We start from the raw sequence: 19,752 nt of genomic DNA on the forward strand, positions 1-19,752 counted from the left end.
GGTAAAACGAGGGATTATGCGCGGCAAATAAGAAGTGCGGAAATAGCGAAATGCAAAATTATAACCTGCTGCACATTTTATTTTTAAACGAATAAAATTTGGAATAAAGCAAGTCAGATAGAAGAAACAAAAAAGCAGAGTGTGAAACAGTAAGTTCACACTCTGCTTGAATTCATTTACACGTGAGCAACGGGTTTCGGCGTATGACCGGCGTTGCGCAGCAGCATCAGCAAATAGATAAACGATACGCTGGCGATCATGATAAACAATAAATTATCGGAGAAATTCTGCATTAGCATAGCGGTAAATGACGGGCCAAGCAGACTTCCCACAGTATAGCTCAACAGTAAGGCCTGGTTCATCGCCACCAGTTGATGATGTTCAACTTTCTCGCAAGCCCATGCCATCGCCACCGGATATAGCGTAAAGCCAGCGGCACCGAGGATGAATAACGCTGGGGCCATCGCCGCCTGGCTAAGCATCGCGATACTGCCGAGAATGACGACAAAGACCTGAACACGCAACACCAGCAGTCGACCAAACTTATCCGCCAGACGTCCAATCGGCCATTGTCCAAGGATACCCGCACTGACCAGTACCGCCATCCAGAAACCAATGCTGGCATTGCTCACCCCTTTGTGATTGAGGTACAGCGGCATCAGGCCATATAGAGATCCCAGAACGATTCCTGAGATAATGCAGCCATTCACGCCAAGCCGCGCCTGACGGAGTTTTAGCATTGACGTAATTGACGTCGAATCATGGTTTTCAGCCTGCTGATTCAGCACACGCGTAAACAACAGCGGTAAGATCCCTGCCAACGTCAAACCTGTAACCCACGGCAATACGGACATCAGCTCGGTTGAAACTTTGCTGACCAGTAACTGGCCTAAAAACGTTCCCACGTAATAAACCATCATATACGCAGCAAGCAAACGCCCACGGTTACGTGACGTCCCACTGCACATCAGCGCGCTCTCAACAACCACCCAAATCATGGCACAGCCGACGCCCGCGACAAAACGCCAAGCCAACCAACTCCAGAATCCAATCATCAGGCCAAGGCCGGCACAGCCAGCGGCAAAAATGAAGGAGGCCAGATAATAGCTGCGGTTAAAGCCAATGCGCTTAATGACATACCCTGTCAGCAATGTACCGACAAGGTTGCCGGTAAAATAGGATGAGCTGACAACGCCTACCTGCCATGTGGACATGTGTTCCTGGGCGAGCCAAAGCGGCACGAGTGTATTTAACACCGCAATCGCCAGAGTCAACAAAAGCAGGCCAGACAGCAAAAGCATGACAGGCTGGGTATACGTGGACATGAATTAAAACCGTGAGGAAGTTCAAATTTCATGCGCATCATGCCACCGCCAAAAACATTGTCAATGGGTGAAAATACGCGATATCCCAGCGGCGGTATTATCGATTTATATTACTCATTCATAACGCTAATGCTGAAGAGATGATTAGTCTCATCTGATTGTTTTTATTGAACTAACACAAATTTCATACGCTTCGTTCAGTCGAAAAATTTCATGGTCACAGCAAACTCATATTTCCCGTCTATGCTTTCAGAGCAATGCATCGCGTCTGATCGATTTCAGACGTACCACTGACTCTCGAAAGGAGAAGAGGATGACCAAACCGTATGTTCGTCTTGATAAAAATGATGCTGCCGTTTTGCTTGTTGATCACCAGGCTGGTTTACTTTCCCTTGTACGGGATATCGAACCCGATAAGTTTAAAAATAACGTGCTGGCGCTGGGTGACCTGGCTAAGTATTTCAACTTACCAACTATTCTTACCACCAGTTTTGAAACCGGTCCTAACGGCCCATTAGTTCCAGAACTGAAAGCACAATTCCCCGATACACCTTACATTGCTCGCCCGGGAAATATTAACGCCTGGGATAACGAAGATTTTGTAAAAGCTGTCAAAGCGACAGGTAAAAAACAGTTAATTATTGCCGGTGTGGTAACCGAAGTTTGCGTGGCATTCCCGGCGCTTTCAGCCATTGAAGAAGGGTTTGACGTCTTTGTCGTGACTGACGCGTCAGGGACCTTTAATGAAATTACCCGGCATTCGGCATGGGATCGCTTGTCGCAAGCTGGTGCGCAATTGATGACATGGTTCGGCGTGGCGTGCGAGCTGCATCGCGACTGGCGTAATGATATTGAAGGACTGGCGACGTTGTTCTCTAACCACATTCCTGATTATCGTAATTTGATGACCAGTTATGACACGTTAACGAAGCAGAAATAAAAGAGAACCGGGGCCGAAACCCCGGTTGTTATGATTAGCTTGCGACGGCCATCCCCACGGTCATATGCAAACCATAGAATACGCCGCGACCGATTAATTCCCCTGCCAGAAGCAGAATGAATGATACAGAAAGTAGCGGAACCGCAGGCTGATAACCTTTTAGCTGTGGTGCAATCCACAAGCACAGGGCAACGGCCAAAAGCACGATCCGCCAGGACATCAGCGCACCATAGTCCGGCACCAGCGCTGCGGCCTGCTGCACAGAACTATGAATAGTCGCCAGCTCTGCGCCCTGCATCACTGACACCACGCCACTCACTACCAGTGCCAGTACAGAAATTGCTGGCAGCAGACGCATCGCCCAGCCATCGACGCCAGCCAGACTCAACAACAGGTAACCCAGTAACGGGCCGCCCATAAACATCGTCAGGAAGAAGCCCATCGGCGTCCAGATGCTGTACCAGGTCGGAACGGTATCAATGCTGTTATACACACGCACCATCATCCAGACAAAGATGACGCCAAGAACCATCGTCACTATCAGCCACAGCGTACGCAATGCCGGTGACAGCTTTTTCAGCATTGCCAGCAACCAGCCGATGCCGCCTACGGCAAAAAAGATCGAACCGCTGGCGATTTCGTTACTGAGTGCTGAAGCCCCTACCCGGTTGAGCGAGTTAAAAGCGCGCATTGGTGAACCAAGATGGAGCATAGAGGCGATAAAGCCAATGCCCATCAGCACCCATAAACCAAACATGCAGGCGATAACACGCTGCTGGGCTTCTGCTCGCAGGTCGCCTTTGAGCAGCGCCAAAGCCAGAACGATAAAACCACCTGCTACACATTGCCCGAAGACCGTGAAGATCATCAGCGGCCATTCATGCCATCCACTTCCCATCTCACACCTCCTTCGGGTTTGCCAGATAGCCAGTGGTATCCCCGGTCGGGCGGCTATTGGCATTGGGTTTGATCACAATATTCGGTTTGGTAAAGTGAGCTCGCGGCAACGGCGCAACGGCCGCCAGATCGCCATGTTTTTTACGCAGCTCGTCGATAGGGCCGAAATCCAGCGCCCGCAGCGGACAAGATTCAACACAGATCGGCTTTTTACCCTCCGCAACACGGTCATAACAACCATCGCATTTGGTCATATGGCCTTTCGTTTCGTTATATTGCGGTGCGCCATACGGGCAAGCCATATGGCAGTAGCGGCAGCCAATGCACACATCTTCATCGACCACAACAAAACCATCTTCACGTTTATGCATCGCACCGCTCGGGCAGACTTTAGTACAAGCCGGATCTTCGCAGTGGTTACATGAAATCGACAGATAGTAGGCAAACACGTTCTGGTGCCAGACACCGTTATCTTCCTGCCAGTCGCCGCCAGCATATTCATAAATGCGGCGGAAGCTGACTTCTGGCGTCAAATCTTTGTAGTCTTTACAGGCCAGCTCGCAGGTTTTGCAACCGGTGCAACGGCTGGAATCAATAAAAAATCCATACTGGGTTGTCATCGGTTACTCCTTACACCTTTTCAACCTGAACAAGGTTTGTATGTGACGGATTCCCCTTAGCGAGAGGAGACGGACGTTGAGTGGTCAGTACGTTAATACAACCACCCTTATCGACACGTTTTGCATCCGGGTCATACCAGGCACCTTCACCCAGTGCGACCACACCCGGCATCATTCGTGGCGTCACTTTCGCCTCAATATGAACCTCACCACGATCGTTAAAGATCCTGACTTTATCGCCGTTGTGGATACCGCGTTTTTGGGCATCAAGCGGGTTGATCCACATTTCCTGACGGCAAGCCGCTTTCAGCACATCAACGTTGCCGTAAGTTGAGTGAACGCGAGATTTATAGTGGAAACCTGTAAGCTGCAGCGGATACTGTTTGTTCAGCGGATCCTGATAACTTTCAAAGCCCGGCGTGTAGATCGGCAGTGGATCGATCACATCGCCTTCAGGCAATTCCCAGGTAGCGGCAATGTCAGCCAGCGCCTGCGAATAAATCTCAATTTTGCCCGATGGCGTAGTCAGTGGGTTTGCCTGCGGATCTTCACGGAAGGCTTTATAAGCAACGTGATGCCCTTGTGGGTCGCGCTTTTTAAAGATCCCCTGCTTGCGGAACTCTTCAAACGTTGGCAGTTCAGGAATCGCTTCCCGCGACTGGGCATACAGATGCCGCATCCACTCTTCCTGGGTACGGCCTTCAGTAAACTGTTGCTCAACGCCAAGACGTTTTGCCAGTTCGCTGGTCATTTCATAGATGGTCTTACATTCAAAGCGCGGTTTAATCACCTGATCGTTGAAAATCACGTAAGACATATTCCCGCAGGATGCATCCAGCGCAAAGTCCATCTGTTCGGAAGCGGTGCAGTCAGGCAGCAGGATGTCAGCATATTTCGCCGATGAGGTCATGTGGCAGTCGATAACCACAATCAGCTCGCACTTCTTATCATCCTGAAGGATTTCATGGGTACGGTTGATTTCAGAATGCTGGTTAATCAGGCAGTTACCGGCATAGTTCCAGATCATTTTGATCGGCACATCCAGCTTATCTTTCCCGCGTACACCATCACGCAGCGCCGTCATTTCCGGGCCACGTTCAATGGCATCGGTCCACATAAACATCGAAATGCTGGTCTGGATCGGGTTTTCCAAGGTCGGCATACGGACAAACGGTAAGCTGTATGAACCTTCACGCGCGCCGCTGTTGCCTCCGTTAATACCAACGTTACCGGTCAGAATCGCCAGCATCGAGATAGCACGGGTTGCGATTTCACCGTTAGCGTGACGCTGCGGGCCCCATCCCTGGCTGATAAACGCCGGTTTGGTACTACCGATTTCACGAGCCAATTTGATGATTTTGTCTGCCGGAACACCAGTGATTTGCGAGGCCCATTCCGGCGTTTTAGCCACGCCATCTGGCCCTTCACCCAGAATATAAGCTTTATAGTGGCCATTTTTCGGCGCACTGGCTGGCAGGGTTTTCTCATCGTAGCCAACGCAATATTTATCGAGGAATGCCTGATCCACCAGGTTTTCAGTGATCATGACGTACGCCAGACCGTTAACCAGTGCGGCATCTGTTCCCGGACGAATAGGGATCCACTCATCTTCGCGCCCGGCACCGGTGTCGGTATAGCGCGGATCGATGATGATCATGCGGGCATTAGATTTCTGGCGTGCCTGTTCAAGATAGTAAGTCACCCCACCGCCACTCATTCGCGTTTCGCCAGGGTTATTACCAAACAGCACTACCAGCTTACTGTTTTCGATATCCGACGGGCTGTTGCCATCTGCCCAGCCGCCGTAGGTATAGTTCAAACCTTCCGCAATTTGCGCGGAGGAGTAGTCGCCGTAATGGTTCAGATAGCCGCCGCAGCAGTTCATCAGCCGCGCGACCAGGGTATTTCCCGGCGGCCAGGAGCGGGTCATGGTGCCGCCCAGCGTACCGGTGCCATAGTTCAGATAGATAGACTCGTTGCCGTACTCTTTGATCAGGCGCTGCATATTGGTCGCGATGATGTCGTAGGCTTCTTCCCAGCTAATGCGCTCGAATTTGCCTTCACCGCGCGCCCCGACTCGTTTCATCGGATATTTCAGGCGGTCCGGATTGTAGACACGGCGACGCATGGAACGCCCACGCAGGCAGGCGCGAACCTGGTGCAGGCCGTCGTAATTGTCATCGCCGGTATTGTCCGTTTCGACATATTTGATTTCACCGTCCACGACGTGCATACGTAGCGGGCAGCGACTACCACAGTTAACTGTACAGGCGCTCCAGATAACCTTTTCGTCTGATTTTGTTGGAATGGCGCTATCGACAGCGTGCGCAATCCGACTAAAAGGTAATGTTAATGCGCTGCTGGCCATTGCCAGGCCGCCGATCGCTGTCGTTTTTACCAAACCACGGCGACTCACCTCAGCAGCCAATACCGCATCAGGGATTTTCGTTTTCATAATGGCTCACTCAAGCTTGCTCACGATTGATTCCAGTAACAAACCGTATTGTGTAATTATTTCTATAGCAGTTCGCTATATAGGCTTGTATACATCGAATAATTTGAAAATCAAAGAGATAGGTAGATTTTCACTCGAAAGTAGTATTACGTGTAAGTGAGGAGTAATTATTGTTCGGTATCAAAGGGAGACAAAAAAAGCGCCCGCAGGCGCTTTTTAGATTCAGAAAAATTGGGTATTAGCCAATATATTCCAGTCCGTTCATATACGGACGCAGAACTTCTGGTACTTCAATACGACCATCAGCCTGCTGATAGTTTTCCATTACTGCAACCAGCGTACGACCAACAGCCAGACCAGAACCGTTCAGGGTATGAACCAGACGGGTTTTCTTGTCCGACTTGCTGCGGCAACGTGCCTGCATACGACGTGCCTGGAAATCCCAAACGTTGGAGCAGGAAGAGATCTCACGGTAGGTGTTCTGTGCCGGGATCCATACTTCCAGGTCGTAAGTTTTGCAAGCGCCAAAGCCCATGTCGCCAGTGCAAAGGATGATTTTACGGTACGGCAGGCCCAGCAACTGCAGGACTTTTTCTGCATGACCAGTCATCTCTTCCAGCGCCGCCATTGAGTCTTCTGGGCGCACGATCTGCACCATTTCAACTTTGTCGAACTGGTGCATACGGATCAGACCACGGGTGTCACGACCATATGAACCGGCTTCAGAACGGAAGCATGGGGTGTGGGCGGTCATCTTAATTGGCAGATCATCTTCATCGATGATTTCACCGCGCACCAGGTTAGTCAGCGGAACTTCTGCCGTTGGGATCAGCGCATAGTTACTGGTGTCTGCTTCTTCTTCCAGCGGACGAGTATGGAACAGATCGCCAGCAAATTTCGGCAGTTGACCCGTACCGTACAGCGTGTCCTGGTTAACCAGGTACGGAACATAGTTCTCACTGTAGCCATGCTGTTCGGTATGCAGATCCAGCATAAACTGCGACAGTGCGCGGTGCATGCGAGCAATCTGCCCTTTCATTACCACAAAGCGGGAACCAGTCAGCTTAACTGCAGCTGCAAAGTCGAGGCCAGAGTGCATTTCACCCAGCGTCACGTGGTCACGAACTTCAAAGTCAAACTCACGCGGGGTACCCCAGCGGCTGACTTCAACGTTGTCATTTTCGTCTTTACCTACCGGCACTTCATCTGCAGGCAGGTTAGGGATGGTCAGCGCGATATCGCGAATTTCAGCCTGTAAAGCATCCAGCTCGGCTTTTGCTGCATCCAGCTCTTCGCCCAGTTTGTTCACTTCCAGACGTAAAGGCTCGATATCTTCCCCGCGCGCTTTCGCCTGGCCAATGGATTTCGATCGGGAGTTACGCTCCGCTTGCAGGTTTTCCGTTTTGACCTGCAATACTTTACGACGCTCTTCAAGAGCGCCCAGCTTATCTACATCCAGCTTAAAGCCCCGGCGTGCCAGTTTTTCAGCGACTGCGTCTGGCTCATTACGCAGCAGATTGGGATCGAGCATGCTTATCCTGTGCTTATCGAATTAAATGGGAGATGTGGCCACAGCCTGCGACCACAGGGATACAGTAACAACATTACCGCAACGATAACATTAACGGTAGCGTTTTATGGGGCTATTTTGATCCTGTTCAGCCAGCCAGGCGAGCTTTTCGCCAATCTTGCCTTCAAGGCCCCTGTTTGTCGGGAAATAATAGCGTGTTTGTGCTATTTCCGGCGGGAAGTAAACCTCACCGGCAGCATAAGCGTTTGCTTCATCATGAGCGTAACGATATTCCTGCCCGTAGCCCATTTCCTTCATTAATTTCGTCGGCGCATTACGCAAATGAACCGGCACGTCATAATCCGGGCGTTCGCGAGCATCGGCCAGCGCGGCTTTAAACGCAGTGTAGACAGCGTTGCTTTTTGGCGCGCAGGCCAGGTAAACAATCGCCTGAGCAATGGCGCGTTCACCTTCCGCCGGGCCAACGCGAGTAAAGCAATCCCAGGCCGCAATTGCCACCTGCATCGCCCGTGGATCGGCATTACCGACGTCTTCAGACGCAATCGCCAGACAGCGACGCGCGACATATAACGGATCGCCACCAGCGGTAATAATTCGCGCATACCAGTACAGCGCCGCATCGGGTGCGCTACCACGTACCGACTTATGCAGTGCGGAAATCAGATCGTAAAAGCGATCGCCTTTGTTATCAAAGCGGGCGCTACGTTCACCGGCGATTTCGGTCAGTAATTCAGGCTTCAGGACCCGCTTACCGCTATCATCGACTTCGGCCATATCCGCCATCATTTCCAGCGTATTTAACGCCCGGCGCGCGTCGCCATTCACCAGTTCAGCAATGGCGCGTCGTGTTTCATCTGGCAGAACAATATCCTGACCACCATAGCCACGGGTTTTGTCTTCCATCGCCTGAGTTAGTACTTGCTCAATATCCTCTGTACTCAGGGATTTCAACAGATAGACACGGGCACGGGAAAGCAGTGCCGAATTAAGCTCAAACGACGGGTTTTCAGTGGTTGCGCCAATAAAAGTGATGGTGCCGTCTTCAATATGTGGCAGAAATGCATCCTGCTGGCTTTTGTTGAAACGGTGAACTTCGTCAACAAAAAGAATAGTGCGGCGACCTGCATTGCGGTTTTGCCGGGCGCGCTCGATCGCCTCGCGAATCTCTTTCACGCCAGAGGTGACGGCAGAAATACGTTCCACATCAGCGTTCGCATAGCGGGCAATCACTTCAGCGAGAGTTGTTTTGCCGGTACCCGGCGGCCCCCAGAGGATCATAGAATGTAAATGCCCGGCTTCGATAGCGCGCGGCAACGGCTTCCCCGCAGCCAGCAAATGTTGCTGGCCGATATACTGTGCTAAATTTTCTGGCCGCATACGCGCGGCCAGAGGTTGAAAAGTATTATCCGAAAAATCGAGCGACAGATTGCTCACTCAGGTGCCTCTACTTACGTTGATCATCTACCGTGACGCCTTGCGGCGGGGTGAAGGTAAATTTCGCTGCATCCACAGCCCCATTTTGCTGGGATTTCAGTTGATAACTGCTGCGCTGATCGTCCTGCTCCACCGCGCTAAACTGATGGATTGTGCCATCACGTCCCACGTTAATGGTGAACTGCTTCAGATTGCCATTGCTGGCTTTCGGCGTCAGGACAAAGTCATCGCCATTCTGTTTGATATTGTACTGCTGCCAGTCGCTGGACTGGTTGCGGGCAATCAGCATAAACGGCGTATTACCGGTGGCATCTTTCAGCCAGGTTGCCGTAGCTTGCTCAACGAACGGGTTATAGAACCACAGTGTTTTACCGTCAGAAACCAGAATGCTTTCATCAGGTTGTGTCATATGCCAGTTGAATAAGTTTGGACGTTTCACCCACAGATCGCCCTGACCTTCCTGCACCGCCGCGCCGCTACCGTCAGTCACTTTTTGTGTGAAGCTGGCGTGGAAGCTGCTGACTTTATCCAGGCGGCTTTTCAGATCGCTTGCGGCATCAGCCCAAACGCTGCTTGCTACTAAGCTTGAGAGTAATGCACAGGTGATGGCAATTTTTTTCATCATTATTCCTCAAATTACGTCACTCCCGATCGGGAGTTCCCTCTACTCTCTATTCCAGGCTAATAATCAGCTTGAGGAAAGAAGAAAATACTGAATTTTCAGTTGATAGAGTGCCGGATGCGACGCTACCGCGCCTTATCCGGCATACGATGCATTAGTTAGTCAAACGGCGGTGGGGCCAGCACTTCACGATTACCGTTGTGCCCCTGTTCGCTGACAATCCCCTGCGCTTCCATCTGTTCGATAATACGCGCTGCACGGTTATAACCAATGCGGAACTGACGCTGTACGCCAGAAATTGACGCTTTGCGTTTTTCAGTGACAAACTGCACCGCCTGATCGAACAACGGATCCAGTTCTTCAGCGCCATCGAAACCACCCGCACCACCTTCGCTTTCGCTGTCGGAGGTGATGCCATCAACATACTGTGGGCGACCACGCGCTTTCCAGTCCTGCACCACGGCATGAACTTCCTGATCGCGAACAAAAGCACCATGGACACGTACCGGCAACGTGGAGTTCGGCCCAGAGTAGAGCATATCCCCCATACCCAGCAGTGATTCCGCGCCAGCCTGATCAAGAATGGTACGTGAGTCAATCTTACTGGATACGGTAAAGGCGATACGGGTCGGAATATTCGCTTTAATCAGACCAGTAATAACATCAACCGATGGACGCTGAGTTGCCAGTACGAGGTGGATACCCGCGGCACGGGCTTTTTGCGCCAGACGTGCTATCAGCTCTTCCACTTTTTTACCTACCGTCATCATCAGGTCGGCAAATTCGTCAACCAACACCACAATGTATGGTTCTTTTTTCAGCACCGGATGCTGGGCATCCATACTGTCACCCGGCTTCCAGTACGGGTCTGGAATCGGACGCATCATGCGATCGGCTTCAGCAATTTTTTCGTTATAACCCGCCAGATTACGCACACCCAGCGCAGACATCAGTTTATACCGACGCTCCATCTCGTTAACACACCAGCGCAGCGCGTTGGCGGCATCTTTCATATCAGTAACGACTTCCGTTAACAGATGCGGAATGCCTTCATAAACCGAAAGCTCCAGCATTTTCGGGTCGATCATGATGAAACGCACATCTTCTGGCTGTGCTTTATAAAGCATGCTCAGGATCATCGCGTTCACACCGACAGATTTACCGGAACCGGTAGTCCCCGCAACCAACAAGTGCGGCATTTTCGCCAGATCGGCAACCACCGGCTCACCGGCGATATCTTTACCCAGCACCACGGTTAATGGCGACGGATTATCGCGGAATTTGGCGTTATCCAAAACTTCGCGCAGATAAACGGTTTGTCGTTTTTTATTCGGTAACTCCAGACCTACATAGGGTTTGCCAGGAATAACTTCAACGACACGCACCGCCACCGTCGAAAGTGAACGGGCAAGGTCCCGTGACAAGTTAGAAATGCGCGCCGCTTTTACGCCCGGTGCCAGGTTCAATTCAAAGCGAGTGATAACCGGCCCCGGAGAGTAATTGACGACATCGGCTTTAATACGGAAATCAGCCAGACGCGCTTCCACCAGGCGAGCCATTTGTTCAAGCGCAAAGGTATCTACCGGCTCCACTTCGCTCGGCGGCGGTGTCAGCAAATCCAGAGAAGGCAGCGGCGTCGTCGGTTTATGCAACGGACGGCTGTCGCCATTACGCATCAACAGCGGATGAAGCAGGGTATCCTGCGGTTGTGGCGCAACTGGCTGTTGTGGCTGCTGATACTGCTGCTGCGGCGCAACCGGTTGTTGCGGCTGCTGATATTGCTGCTGTGGCGCAACCGGTTGTTGCGGCTGCTGATATTGTGGCTGCGGCGCAACCGGCTGTTGTGGCTGCTGATACTGCGGCTGCGGCGGAACTGGTTGTTGCGGCTGCTGATATTGCTGCTGCGGTGCAACCGGTTGTTGCGGCTGCTGTACAGGTTCAACAATTGGCGTAAACAACGGTTCGTGTGGACCATCATCCAGCAACGCTTTCATTGGCGAAAATTCAAAATCATCCAGCGAGAACGGATTCGCCCCAGCCGGTTGTTCGCCGGAATAACGTTGTTGTTGAGTTTGCGCAAACTGACGAGCCAGTTCAGCCTCTGCCGCAGCATCTGCATCTTCTGCGTTTACGGGCACATCATGTTGATACTGTTCGCCATAGCGTTGCTGCTGTGTCTGGGCGAACTGACGTGCCAGTTCATCCTGCTGCATCGCATCGATTTCATCATCGTTGTACTGATCGCCAGAATCGTACTGATTGCGCTGGGCTTCACGGGCTTTTTCTTCCGCCGCACGCTGTGAGGGCAGCTTAATACCGTAAGACGCCAGTTCACGACGAGTTGGCACGCGGATACGTTTCGGTCGTGGCAACTGCGGACCAATCCCCTCTTTGACCTGAGGACGCGGTCCACCGCTATTTGCCAGACTGAAGACTGGCGCGGCAACGGTTGCGGCAGCCCCCGTCGCCAGTGTCGCTTTTTTCACGCCAGATGCCAGCGGGGAAACAGCGGCAGCGGCTTCTACTGGAGGTACTGCTGCAACAGAAGGTGCTTTCAGCGAAGATTTGATCGGTTCTGGTTCTTTAACCGGTTCTGGAATCGGTTGATACCAGGCCGCAAGTTGTTCACGTTCACGGGCTCGCTTCTCTTCAACTTCTTCAAAGTAGTAAAGCGGCGGACGCGCGGGTTTTGTCTCTTCTACAACGGGTTCAGGCTCCACAACAGGCTGCTGTTCAACGGGTTGCGGCTGTTGGTACAACGGCTCCTGAGCGGCTGGCTGCTGATAAGTTTGCTCAGTCTGGTATGTAGACTGTGGAGCAAAAGTGGATTGCTGCTCTTCGGCTTGCCAGGCGTTACCTGCCACCGGTTGTTCTGGCGCAGGGGCATAATACGGCTGTTGCGCAGGTTGTTCAGCTGCAGGTGCATAATACGGCTGCTGCGGCTGTACTGGTTGTTGCAGCGGCTCATTATATTGCACTGCAGGCTGCGCATATTGTGACTGCTGTGGGTAACCTTCCGGTGCAGGAGCAATAACCGGCTCTCCCGTTTGTGGACCCGGTACAGGCTGCCAGGCTACTGTAGGTTGCGCAGGTGGAACATCAACAGAGGCAACAGGCGGCGTCTGAGTCACAGGTTCAACCGGCGCAGCCCAGCTTTGTGTCGCCGTGGTAGCAGCAGCTGCTACAGCGACAGGTTCGGTAATTGGCGCACCGTTTAATAATGGATCGTATTCGTCATATTCTGGCTGCGTTGCACGATTGCCCGAAAATAGGACGTCGTCCGGGTCGGCAGCCACACCGCGTGCAGTGTAGGTAATCTCTTCGTCATCATCCATCCGCTTACCGGAGAACAACGCAGCGTCTGTTTGCCGCCCCATCGGATTAATGAATTTTTCCGCCAACCGTTTACGACGCGCTAGCGCGCCGCGAAGAATACGGGCACGGCGTGATTCATGCTGTTTGCCGTGATTTTCATCTTCATACTCTTCGTCGTCTTCATACTCATCTTCATCGACCCAGGTATCATCGCGACGGGTACGATTACTGGCGAAGGTGAGAATGTTTAAAATCCAGCCGCCGAGTTTTTCAGCAATGGTCACCCATGACCAACCGGTGAACAACGTCAGGCCCGCTGCCCAAACGCAGAGCAGCGCAATAGTTCCCCCGCTACTGTGTAGCAGTGGTTGTAGCGTAGTGCTTAGTAAGCTGCCAATGACGCCACCGGAGGCAAAATACCAGATATCGTCAGCGTTGATTGCCGCCAGACCACAGGAGGTAAGGATGAGCGCCAAAACGCCAATGATGCGTAGCGAAACGGCAAAATAATCAATGTATTCGTCGCTGGACTGATGACGCCAGGCAAACCAACAACCGCCGACAATAATGACGGGAATGGTGTAAGCCATCACGCCAAAAATAAAGAACAGCGTATCTGCCAACCACGCACCGGGCATCCCACCTAAATTATGGATAGGTTCATGCCAGGCCGTTTGCGACCAGCTGGGGTCCGAAGGGTTAAAGCTTAGTAAGGCAGCCATCAACCAGACGGCAAACAGGACAATAAGGATCAGCAACGCCTCCAGAAGGCGGCGGCCGCTACTTAACTTTGTCAATGTGACTTCTTTGTCTTCAATGTATTCCTGGCTCAAGAAAGGCTCTCCAGGTTACAGGCTTTTCCTGCCCGATGCTAAAACGGACAACAGTACCAGGTTACCCCAGTACTGTTGCTGTATGGATTAACAGGAGTGTAATCAAAATACGCCGATTTTGCACCTGTTCCGTGTTAGCGCGTCTTAATAACCAGACGATTACTCTGCTTGACTTCTTCCATAACAACGTATGTCCGTGTGTCATTGACGCCAGGCAGACGCAGCAGGGTTTCCCCCAGCAACTTACGGTAGGCTGACATATCCGGCACGCGTGTTTTCAACAGGTAGTCGAAATCACCGGATACTAAATGACACTCCTGAATTTCTTCAAGTTTTTGTACAGCGGTATTGAATTGTTCAAACACATCCGGTGCGCCACGATTCAGAGTAATCTCAACGAATACCAGAAGTGATGCATCCAGATAATGGGGGTTAAGCAGCGCCGTATAGCCCTGAATAAACCCTTGTCTTTCCAGCCGACGCACACGCTCAAGGCACGGCGTTGGGGAAAGTCCCACACGTTTAGAAAGCTCGACGTTAGAAATACGCCCATCCTTTTGCAACTCATTAAGAATGTTACGATCGATACGGTCGAGATCTTTGCCAGGGCGCTTCTTGCTATCTACCATTATTATTGTCTCTCTGTATTCCTTCCCTACTCCTGTCTGACCCTGAAACATCACTGTTCAGAGTCGCTACCCGTCACGATAGACCGAAATCATGAAGATTCACGGCGCGCAATGCCTGGGTCTACGGTGAGAAGACCGTTGCCTTGTGGCAGCTATCGACATCACGAATGGCGTCTGTCCACGCCATACGTAGATTTCACTAGCACGGTAAACATGGTATTTACATGCATGGTTATGCGCATATAAGAATACTGTTTTTTTTCTTCCTCGAATGTTTTCGCAAAACACCAGGGGATTGTCAAAGCAAAACATCGATTTTTAGTACAACATGCCAGATATTCATTAACAGGGGCGTTTATTCATCATTTAATCGGCTTATAAAGCGGGAAATTTAAGTAGCAGAGGTGATAATGACGGGAGAATTTGACCTGCTTATCGATGCTGCCGATTGCACAAATTGTTAACAAAATCGTCATACTCTTTTTTTACGTCTGTAAATTCCCTACAATCCTGCCCATTGTCTGCCAACAACTATGGGGATCTCATGGGCACGACCAAACACAGTAAACTGCTTATCCTGGGTTCAGGCCCGGCGGGATACACCGCTGCTGTCTACGCGGCGCGCGCCAACCTGCAACCTGTGCTGATTACCGGCATGGAAAAAGGCGGCCAACTGACCACCACCACGGAAGTGGAAAACTGGCCTGGCGATCCAAACGATCTGACCGGTCCGTTATTAATGGAGCGCATGCACGAACATGCCACCAAGTTTGAAACTGAGATCATTTTTGATCATATCAACAAGGTGGATCTGCAAAACCGTCCGTTCCGTCTGAATGGCGATAACGGCGAATACACTTGCGACGCGCTGATTATTGCCACCGGAGCTTCTGCACGCTATCTCGGCCTGCCCTCTGAAGAAGCCTTTAAAGGCCGTGGGGTTTCTGCTTGTGCAACCTGCGACGGTTTCTTCTATCGCAACCAGAAAGTTGCGGTCATCGGCGGCGGCAATACCGCGGTTGAAGAGGCGCTGTATCTGTCTAACATCGCTTCGGAAGTGCATCTGATTCACCGCCGTGACGGTTTCCGCGCGGAAAAAATCCTCATTAAGCGCCTGATGGATAAAGTGGAGAACGGCAACATCATTCTGCACACCAACCGTACGCTGGAAGAAGTGACCGGCGATCAAATGGGTGTCACTGGCGTTCGTCTGCGCGATACGCAAAACAGCGATAACATCGAGTCACTCGACGTTGCCGGTCTGTTTGTTGCTATCGGTCACAGCCCGAATACTGCGATTTTCGAAGGGCAGCTGGAACTGGAAAACGGCTACATCAAAGTACAGTCGGGTATTCATGGTAATGCCACCCAGACCAGCATTCCTGGCGTCTTTGCCGCAGGCGACGTGATGGATCACATTTATCGCCAGGCCATTACTTCGGCCGGTACAGGCTGCATGGCAGCACTTGATGCGGAACGCTACCTCGATGGTTTAGCTGACGCAAAATAATTTTACAAATCAGTAACAAAAGTAAAGAAGGCGACACCATGCGACTATGGGTCGCCTTTATTTTTTCCCCGTTGTAACATTGCTCTGCAAATAATTCTGATAACTCACCTGCTAAGCGTGCAATGAATAAATCTCGTCAAAAAGAGTTAACCCGCTGGTTAAAACAGCAAAGCGTCATCTCCCAACGTTGGCTGAATATTTCTCGTCTGCTGGGCTTTGTGAGCGGCATATTGATCATTGCCCAGGCCTGGTTCATGGCGCGAATTCTGCAACATATGATTATGGAGAATATTCCCCGTGAAGCCCTGCTGCTTCCCTTTACGTTACTGGTTCTGACCTTTGTACTGCGCGCATGGGTGGTCTGGTTACGCGAACGGGTGGGTTATCACGCCGGGCAGCATATCCGCTTTGCCATCCGCCGTCAGGTTCTCGACCGTCTGCAACAAGCAGGGCCAGCGTGGATTCAGGGTAAACCTGCGGGGAGCTGGGCGACGCTGGTACTCGAGCAAATTGACGATATGCATGATTACTATGCACGCTATCTGCCGCAAATGGCGCTGGCAGTGTCGGTGCCGTTGCTGATTGTGGTGGCAATCTTCCCCTCTAACTGGGCTGCGGCGCTCATTCTGCTGGGCACTGCACCGTTAATTCCGTTGTTTATGGCGCTGGTTGGAATGGGGGCTGCCGATGCTAACCGACGTAACTTTCTCGCTCTTGCTCGCTTAAGTGGGCATTTCCTCGATCGCCTGCGCGGCATGGAAACATTGCGTATTTTTGGTCGTGGTGAAGCTGAAATTGAAAGTATTCGTTCTGCTTCGGAAGATTTCCGCCAACGGACAATGGAAGTGCTACGGCTGGCGTTTTTATCCTCCGGCATTCTCGAATTTTTTACCTCGCTGTCAATTGCTCTGGTGGCGGTCTACTTTGGTTTTTCCTATCTCGGCGAGCTGGATTTTGGTCACTACGATACCGGTGTGACGCTGGCTGCGGGTTTTCTGGCCCTGATCCTTGCGCCAGAGTTTTTCCAGCCATTACGCGATCTCGGTACGTTTTATCATGCTAAAGCCCAGGCTGTTGGCGCAGCTGACAGTCTGAAAACGTTTATGGAAACCCCGCTCGCCCATCCGCAACGTGGTGAGGCGGAATTAGCATCGACCGATCCGGTGACCATTGAGGCCGAGGAGCTGTTTATCACGTCGCCGGAAGGTAAAACGCTGGCCGGACCGCTGAACTTTACTTTGCCAGCAGGCCAACGTGCGGTGTTGGTTGGTCGCAGCGGTTCAGGTAAAAGCTCACTGCTGAACGCGCTTTCTGGTTTTCTCTCATATCAGGGATCGCTACGAATCAACGGGATAGAATTACGCGATTTATCACCAGAATCATGGCGTAAACATCTCTCCTGGGTTGGGCAAAACCCACAATTACCGGCAGCAACATTGCGGGATAACGTACTACTGGCGCGACCTGATGCCAGCGAACAAGAATTACAAGCAGCGCTGGATAACGCCTGGGTCAGCGAGTTTCTACCGCTCCTCCCACAAGGCGTTGATACGCCTGTTGGCGACCAGGCTGCCCGCCTTTCCGTGGGGCAGGCGCAGCGCGTGGCGGTGGCCCGTGCGTTACTAAATCCCTGTTCGCTATTACTGTTGGATGAACCCGCTGCCAGCCTTGATGCTCACAGTGAACAGCGCGTAATGGAGGCGCTGAATGCCGCCTCTCTGCGCCAGACAACGTTAATGGTCACCCACCAGTTAGAAGATCTTGCTGACTGGGATGTCATTTGGGTTATGCAGGATGGCCGGATTATTGAGCAAGGACGTTACGCGGAATTAAGTGTGGCTGGTGGCCCATTCGCCACATTACTGGCCCATCGTCAGGAGGAGATTTAAATGCGCGCTTTGCTACCCTATCTGGCACTGTATAAACGTCATAAATGGATGTTAAGTCTTGGTATTGTGCTGGCAATTGTGACGCTGCTCGCCAGTATCGGTCTGTTGACACTTTCCGGCTGGTTCCTCTCGGCCTCAGCGGTTGCGGGGGTTGCCGGACTGTACAGCTTCAACTATATGCTACCCGCTGCGGGCGTGCGTGGCGCAGCAATCACCCGTACTGCCGGGCGCTATTTTGAACGTCTGGTAAGTCACGACGCGACTTTCCGCGTGTTGCAGCATCTGCGCATTTACACCTTCAGCAAATTGCTGCCCCTCTCCCCTGCCGGACTGGCGCGCTATCGTCAGGGCGAATTGCTCAATCGCGTGGTGGCGGATGTTGATACGCTCGATCATCTTTACCTGCGCGTTATCTCGCCGCTGGTGGGCGCTTTTGTGGTGATTATGGTGGTGACAATCGGGTTAAGTTTCCTTGATTTCACCCTCGCCTTTACGCTGGGCGGCATTATGTTACTGACGCTTTTCCTGATGCCACCGCTGTTTTATCGTGCGGGAAAAAGCACCGGGCAAAATCTGACTCATCTTCGCGGACAGTATCGCCAACAACTGACGGCCTGGCTGCAAGGGCAAGCTGAGCTGACCATTTTTGGTGCCAGCGATCGTTATCGCACGCAACTAGAGAATACAGAAATTCAATGGCTGGAAGCGCAACGCCGTCAATCTGAACTGACCGCATTGTCGCAAGCGATAATGCTGCTCATTGGCGCGTTAGCGGTGATCCTGATGCTGTGGATGGCGTCTGGCGGCGTTGGCGGCAATGCTCAACCCGGCGCGTTAATTGCCCTGTTTGTCTTCTGCGCGTTAGCCGCGTTTGAAGCACTGGCACCAGTAACGGGTGCATTTCAGCATCTGGGGCAAGTCATTGCCTCTGCCGTACGTATCTCTGACTTAACGGATCAAAAACCGGAGGTCACCTTTCCTGATACCCAAACTCGTGTTGCCGATCGCGTTTCGCTGACGTTACGGGATGTTCAGTTCACTTATCCGGAGCAATCTCAACAGGCACTTAAAGGGATTTCTCTTCAGGTAAACGCCGGGGAACATATAGCGATTCTCGGGCGAACCGGATGCGGCAAATCAACACTGTTACAACAGCTGACCCGCGCATGGGACCCGCAACAGGGCGAGATTTTGCTTAACGATAGCCCCATAGCCAGCCTGAATGAAGCGGCTCTACGACAGACCATCAGCGTTGTTCCTCAGCGAGTGCATCTGTTTAGCGCCACGCTGCGTGATAATCTTTTACTCGCCTCGCCTGGCAGTAGTGATGAGGCTCTGTCGGAGATCTTGCGTCGCGTTGGCCTGGAAAAGCTGCTCGAGGATGCAGGTCTCAACAGTTGGTTAGGTGAAGGCGGACGCCAGCTCTCCGGTGGTGAACTGCGCCGTCTGGCTATCGCCCGTGCGCTGTTACATGATGCGCCACTGGTGTTGCTGGATGAACCTACCGAAGGCTTAGATGCCACAACCGAAAGCCAGATCCTTGAATTGCTTGCAGAAATGATGCGTGAGAAAACGGTGTTAATGGTCACCCATCGACTTCGCGGACTCTCTCGTTTCCAACAAATAATAGTGATGGACAACGGGCAAATTATTGAGCAAGGTACTCACGCAGAACTGCTTGCCAGACAGGGGCGTTATTACCAGTTCAAGCAGGGTTTGTAAGCTATTATTGAACGATCCGACTTGCGTGGA

The 19,752-nt window shown here is 51.9% G+C and carries 13 protein-coding genes; 4 read left to right on the top strand and 9 right to left on the bottom strand.

Annotated elements, in window-relative coordinates:
* Positions 1-176 precede the first annotated feature (176 nt).
* Positions 177-1,325, bottom strand: a complete 1,149-nt coding sequence (locus KXD89_RS14295; protein ID WP_000109259.1) for an MFS transporter — start codon at positions 1,323-1,325, stop codon at positions 177-179.
* A gap of 313 nt (positions 1,326-1,638) precedes the next feature.
* Between KXD89_RS14295 and ycaC the strand changes: the two genes are divergently transcribed.
* Positions 1,639-2,265, top strand: a complete 627-nt coding sequence (gene ycaC, locus KXD89_RS14300; protein ID WP_000165879.1) for an isochorismate family cysteine hydrolase YcaC — start codon at positions 1,639-1,641, stop codon at positions 2,263-2,265.
* A gap of 34 nt (positions 2,266-2,299) precedes the next feature.
* Here ycaC and dmsC read toward each other — a convergent pair whose 3' ends face one another.
* The 8 genes from dmsC to lrp all read right to left on the bottom strand — a co-directional run bounded on the left by dmsC (position 2,300) and on the right by lrp (position 14,601).
* Positions 2,300-3,163, bottom strand: a complete 864-nt coding sequence (gene dmsC, locus KXD89_RS14305; protein WP_000534637.1) for a dimethyl sulfoxide reductase anchor subunit DmsC — start codon at positions 3,161-3,163, stop codon at positions 2,300-2,302.
* Position 3,164: 1 nt separating this feature from the next.
* Positions 3,165-3,782, bottom strand: coding sequence for a dimethylsulfoxide reductase iron-sulfur subunit DmsB (gene dmsB, locus KXD89_RS14310; protein ID WP_000213098.1), 618 nt, complete (start codon positions 3,780-3,782; stop codon positions 3,165-3,167).
* A gap of 10 nt (positions 3,783-3,792) precedes the next feature.
* Entirely contained in the window at positions 3,793-6,237 is a 2,445-nt protein-coding gene (dmsA, locus tag KXD89_RS14315) for a dimethylsulfoxide reductase subunit A (protein WP_000850303.1), read from the bottom strand.
* A 238-nt stretch (positions 6,238-6,475) separates the two neighbouring features.
* Entirely contained in the window at positions 6,476-7,768 is a 1,293-nt protein-coding gene (gene serS, locus KXD89_RS14320) for a serine--tRNA ligase (RefSeq protein WP_000886683.1), read from the bottom strand.
* Positions 7,769-7,858: 90 nt separating this feature from the next.
* Positions 7,859-9,202 carry a replication-associated recombination protein RarA gene (gene rarA / locus KXD89_RS14325; RefSeq protein ID WP_000067755.1) on the bottom strand — a complete coding sequence of 448 codons (1,344 nt, stop codon included), beginning with the start codon at positions 9,200-9,202 and terminating at the stop codon, positions 7,859-7,861.
* A 10-nt stretch (positions 9,203-9,212) separates the two neighbouring features.
* On the bottom strand, positions 9,213-9,824 hold the full coding sequence (gene lolA, locus KXD89_RS14330; RefSeq protein WP_001295343.1) for an outer membrane lipoprotein chaperone LolA: 612 nt from the start codon (positions 9,822-9,824) through the stop codon (positions 9,213-9,215).
* Positions 9,825-9,982: 158 nt separating this feature from the next.
* Positions 9,983-13,972 carry a DNA translocase FtsK gene (ftsK, locus tag KXD89_RS14335; protein ID WP_000076967.1) on the bottom strand — a complete coding sequence of 1,330 codons (3,990 nt, stop codon included), beginning with the start codon at positions 13,970-13,972 and terminating at the stop codon, positions 9,983-9,985.
* 134 nt (positions 13,973-14,106) lie between these two features.
* Positions 14,107-14,601 (bottom strand): leucine-responsive transcriptional regulator Lrp, encoded by a 495-nt coding sequence (lrp, locus tag KXD89_RS14340; RefSeq protein ID WP_000228473.1) that lies wholly within the window; start codon positions 14,599-14,601, stop codon positions 14,107-14,109.
* Positions 14,602-15,145: 544 nt separating this feature from the next.
* Here lrp and trxB point away from each other — a divergent pair.
* The 3 genes from trxB (at position 15,146) to cydC (ending at position 19,722) form a co-directional block, all read left to right on the top strand.
* Positions 15,146-16,111 carry a thioredoxin-disulfide reductase gene (gene trxB, locus KXD89_RS14345; protein ID WP_000537418.1) on the top strand — a complete coding sequence of 322 codons (966 nt, stop codon included), beginning with the start codon at positions 15,146-15,148 and terminating at the stop codon, positions 16,109-16,111.
* Positions 16,112-16,233: 122 nt separating this feature from the next.
* The gene (gene cydD / locus KXD89_RS14350) at positions 16,234-18,000 is read left to right on the top strand and encodes a cysteine/glutathione ABC transporter permease/ATP-binding protein CydD (protein WP_001043598.1); all 1,767 of its coding nucleotides are present in this window, start codon (positions 16,234-16,236) and stop codon (positions 17,998-18,000) included.
* Positions 18,001-19,722, top strand: a complete 1,722-nt coding sequence (cydC, locus tag KXD89_RS14355) for a cysteine/glutathione ABC transporter ATP-binding protein/permease CydC (RefSeq protein WP_001202177.1) — start codon at positions 18,001-18,003, stop codon at positions 19,720-19,722.
* Positions 19,723-19,752 lie beyond the last annotated feature (30 nt).

This window comes from Escherichia sp. TC-EC600-tetX4 (genome assembly GCF_019356055.1).
Classification (GTDB): Bacteria; Pseudomonadota; Gammaproteobacteria; order Enterobacterales; family Enterobacteriaceae.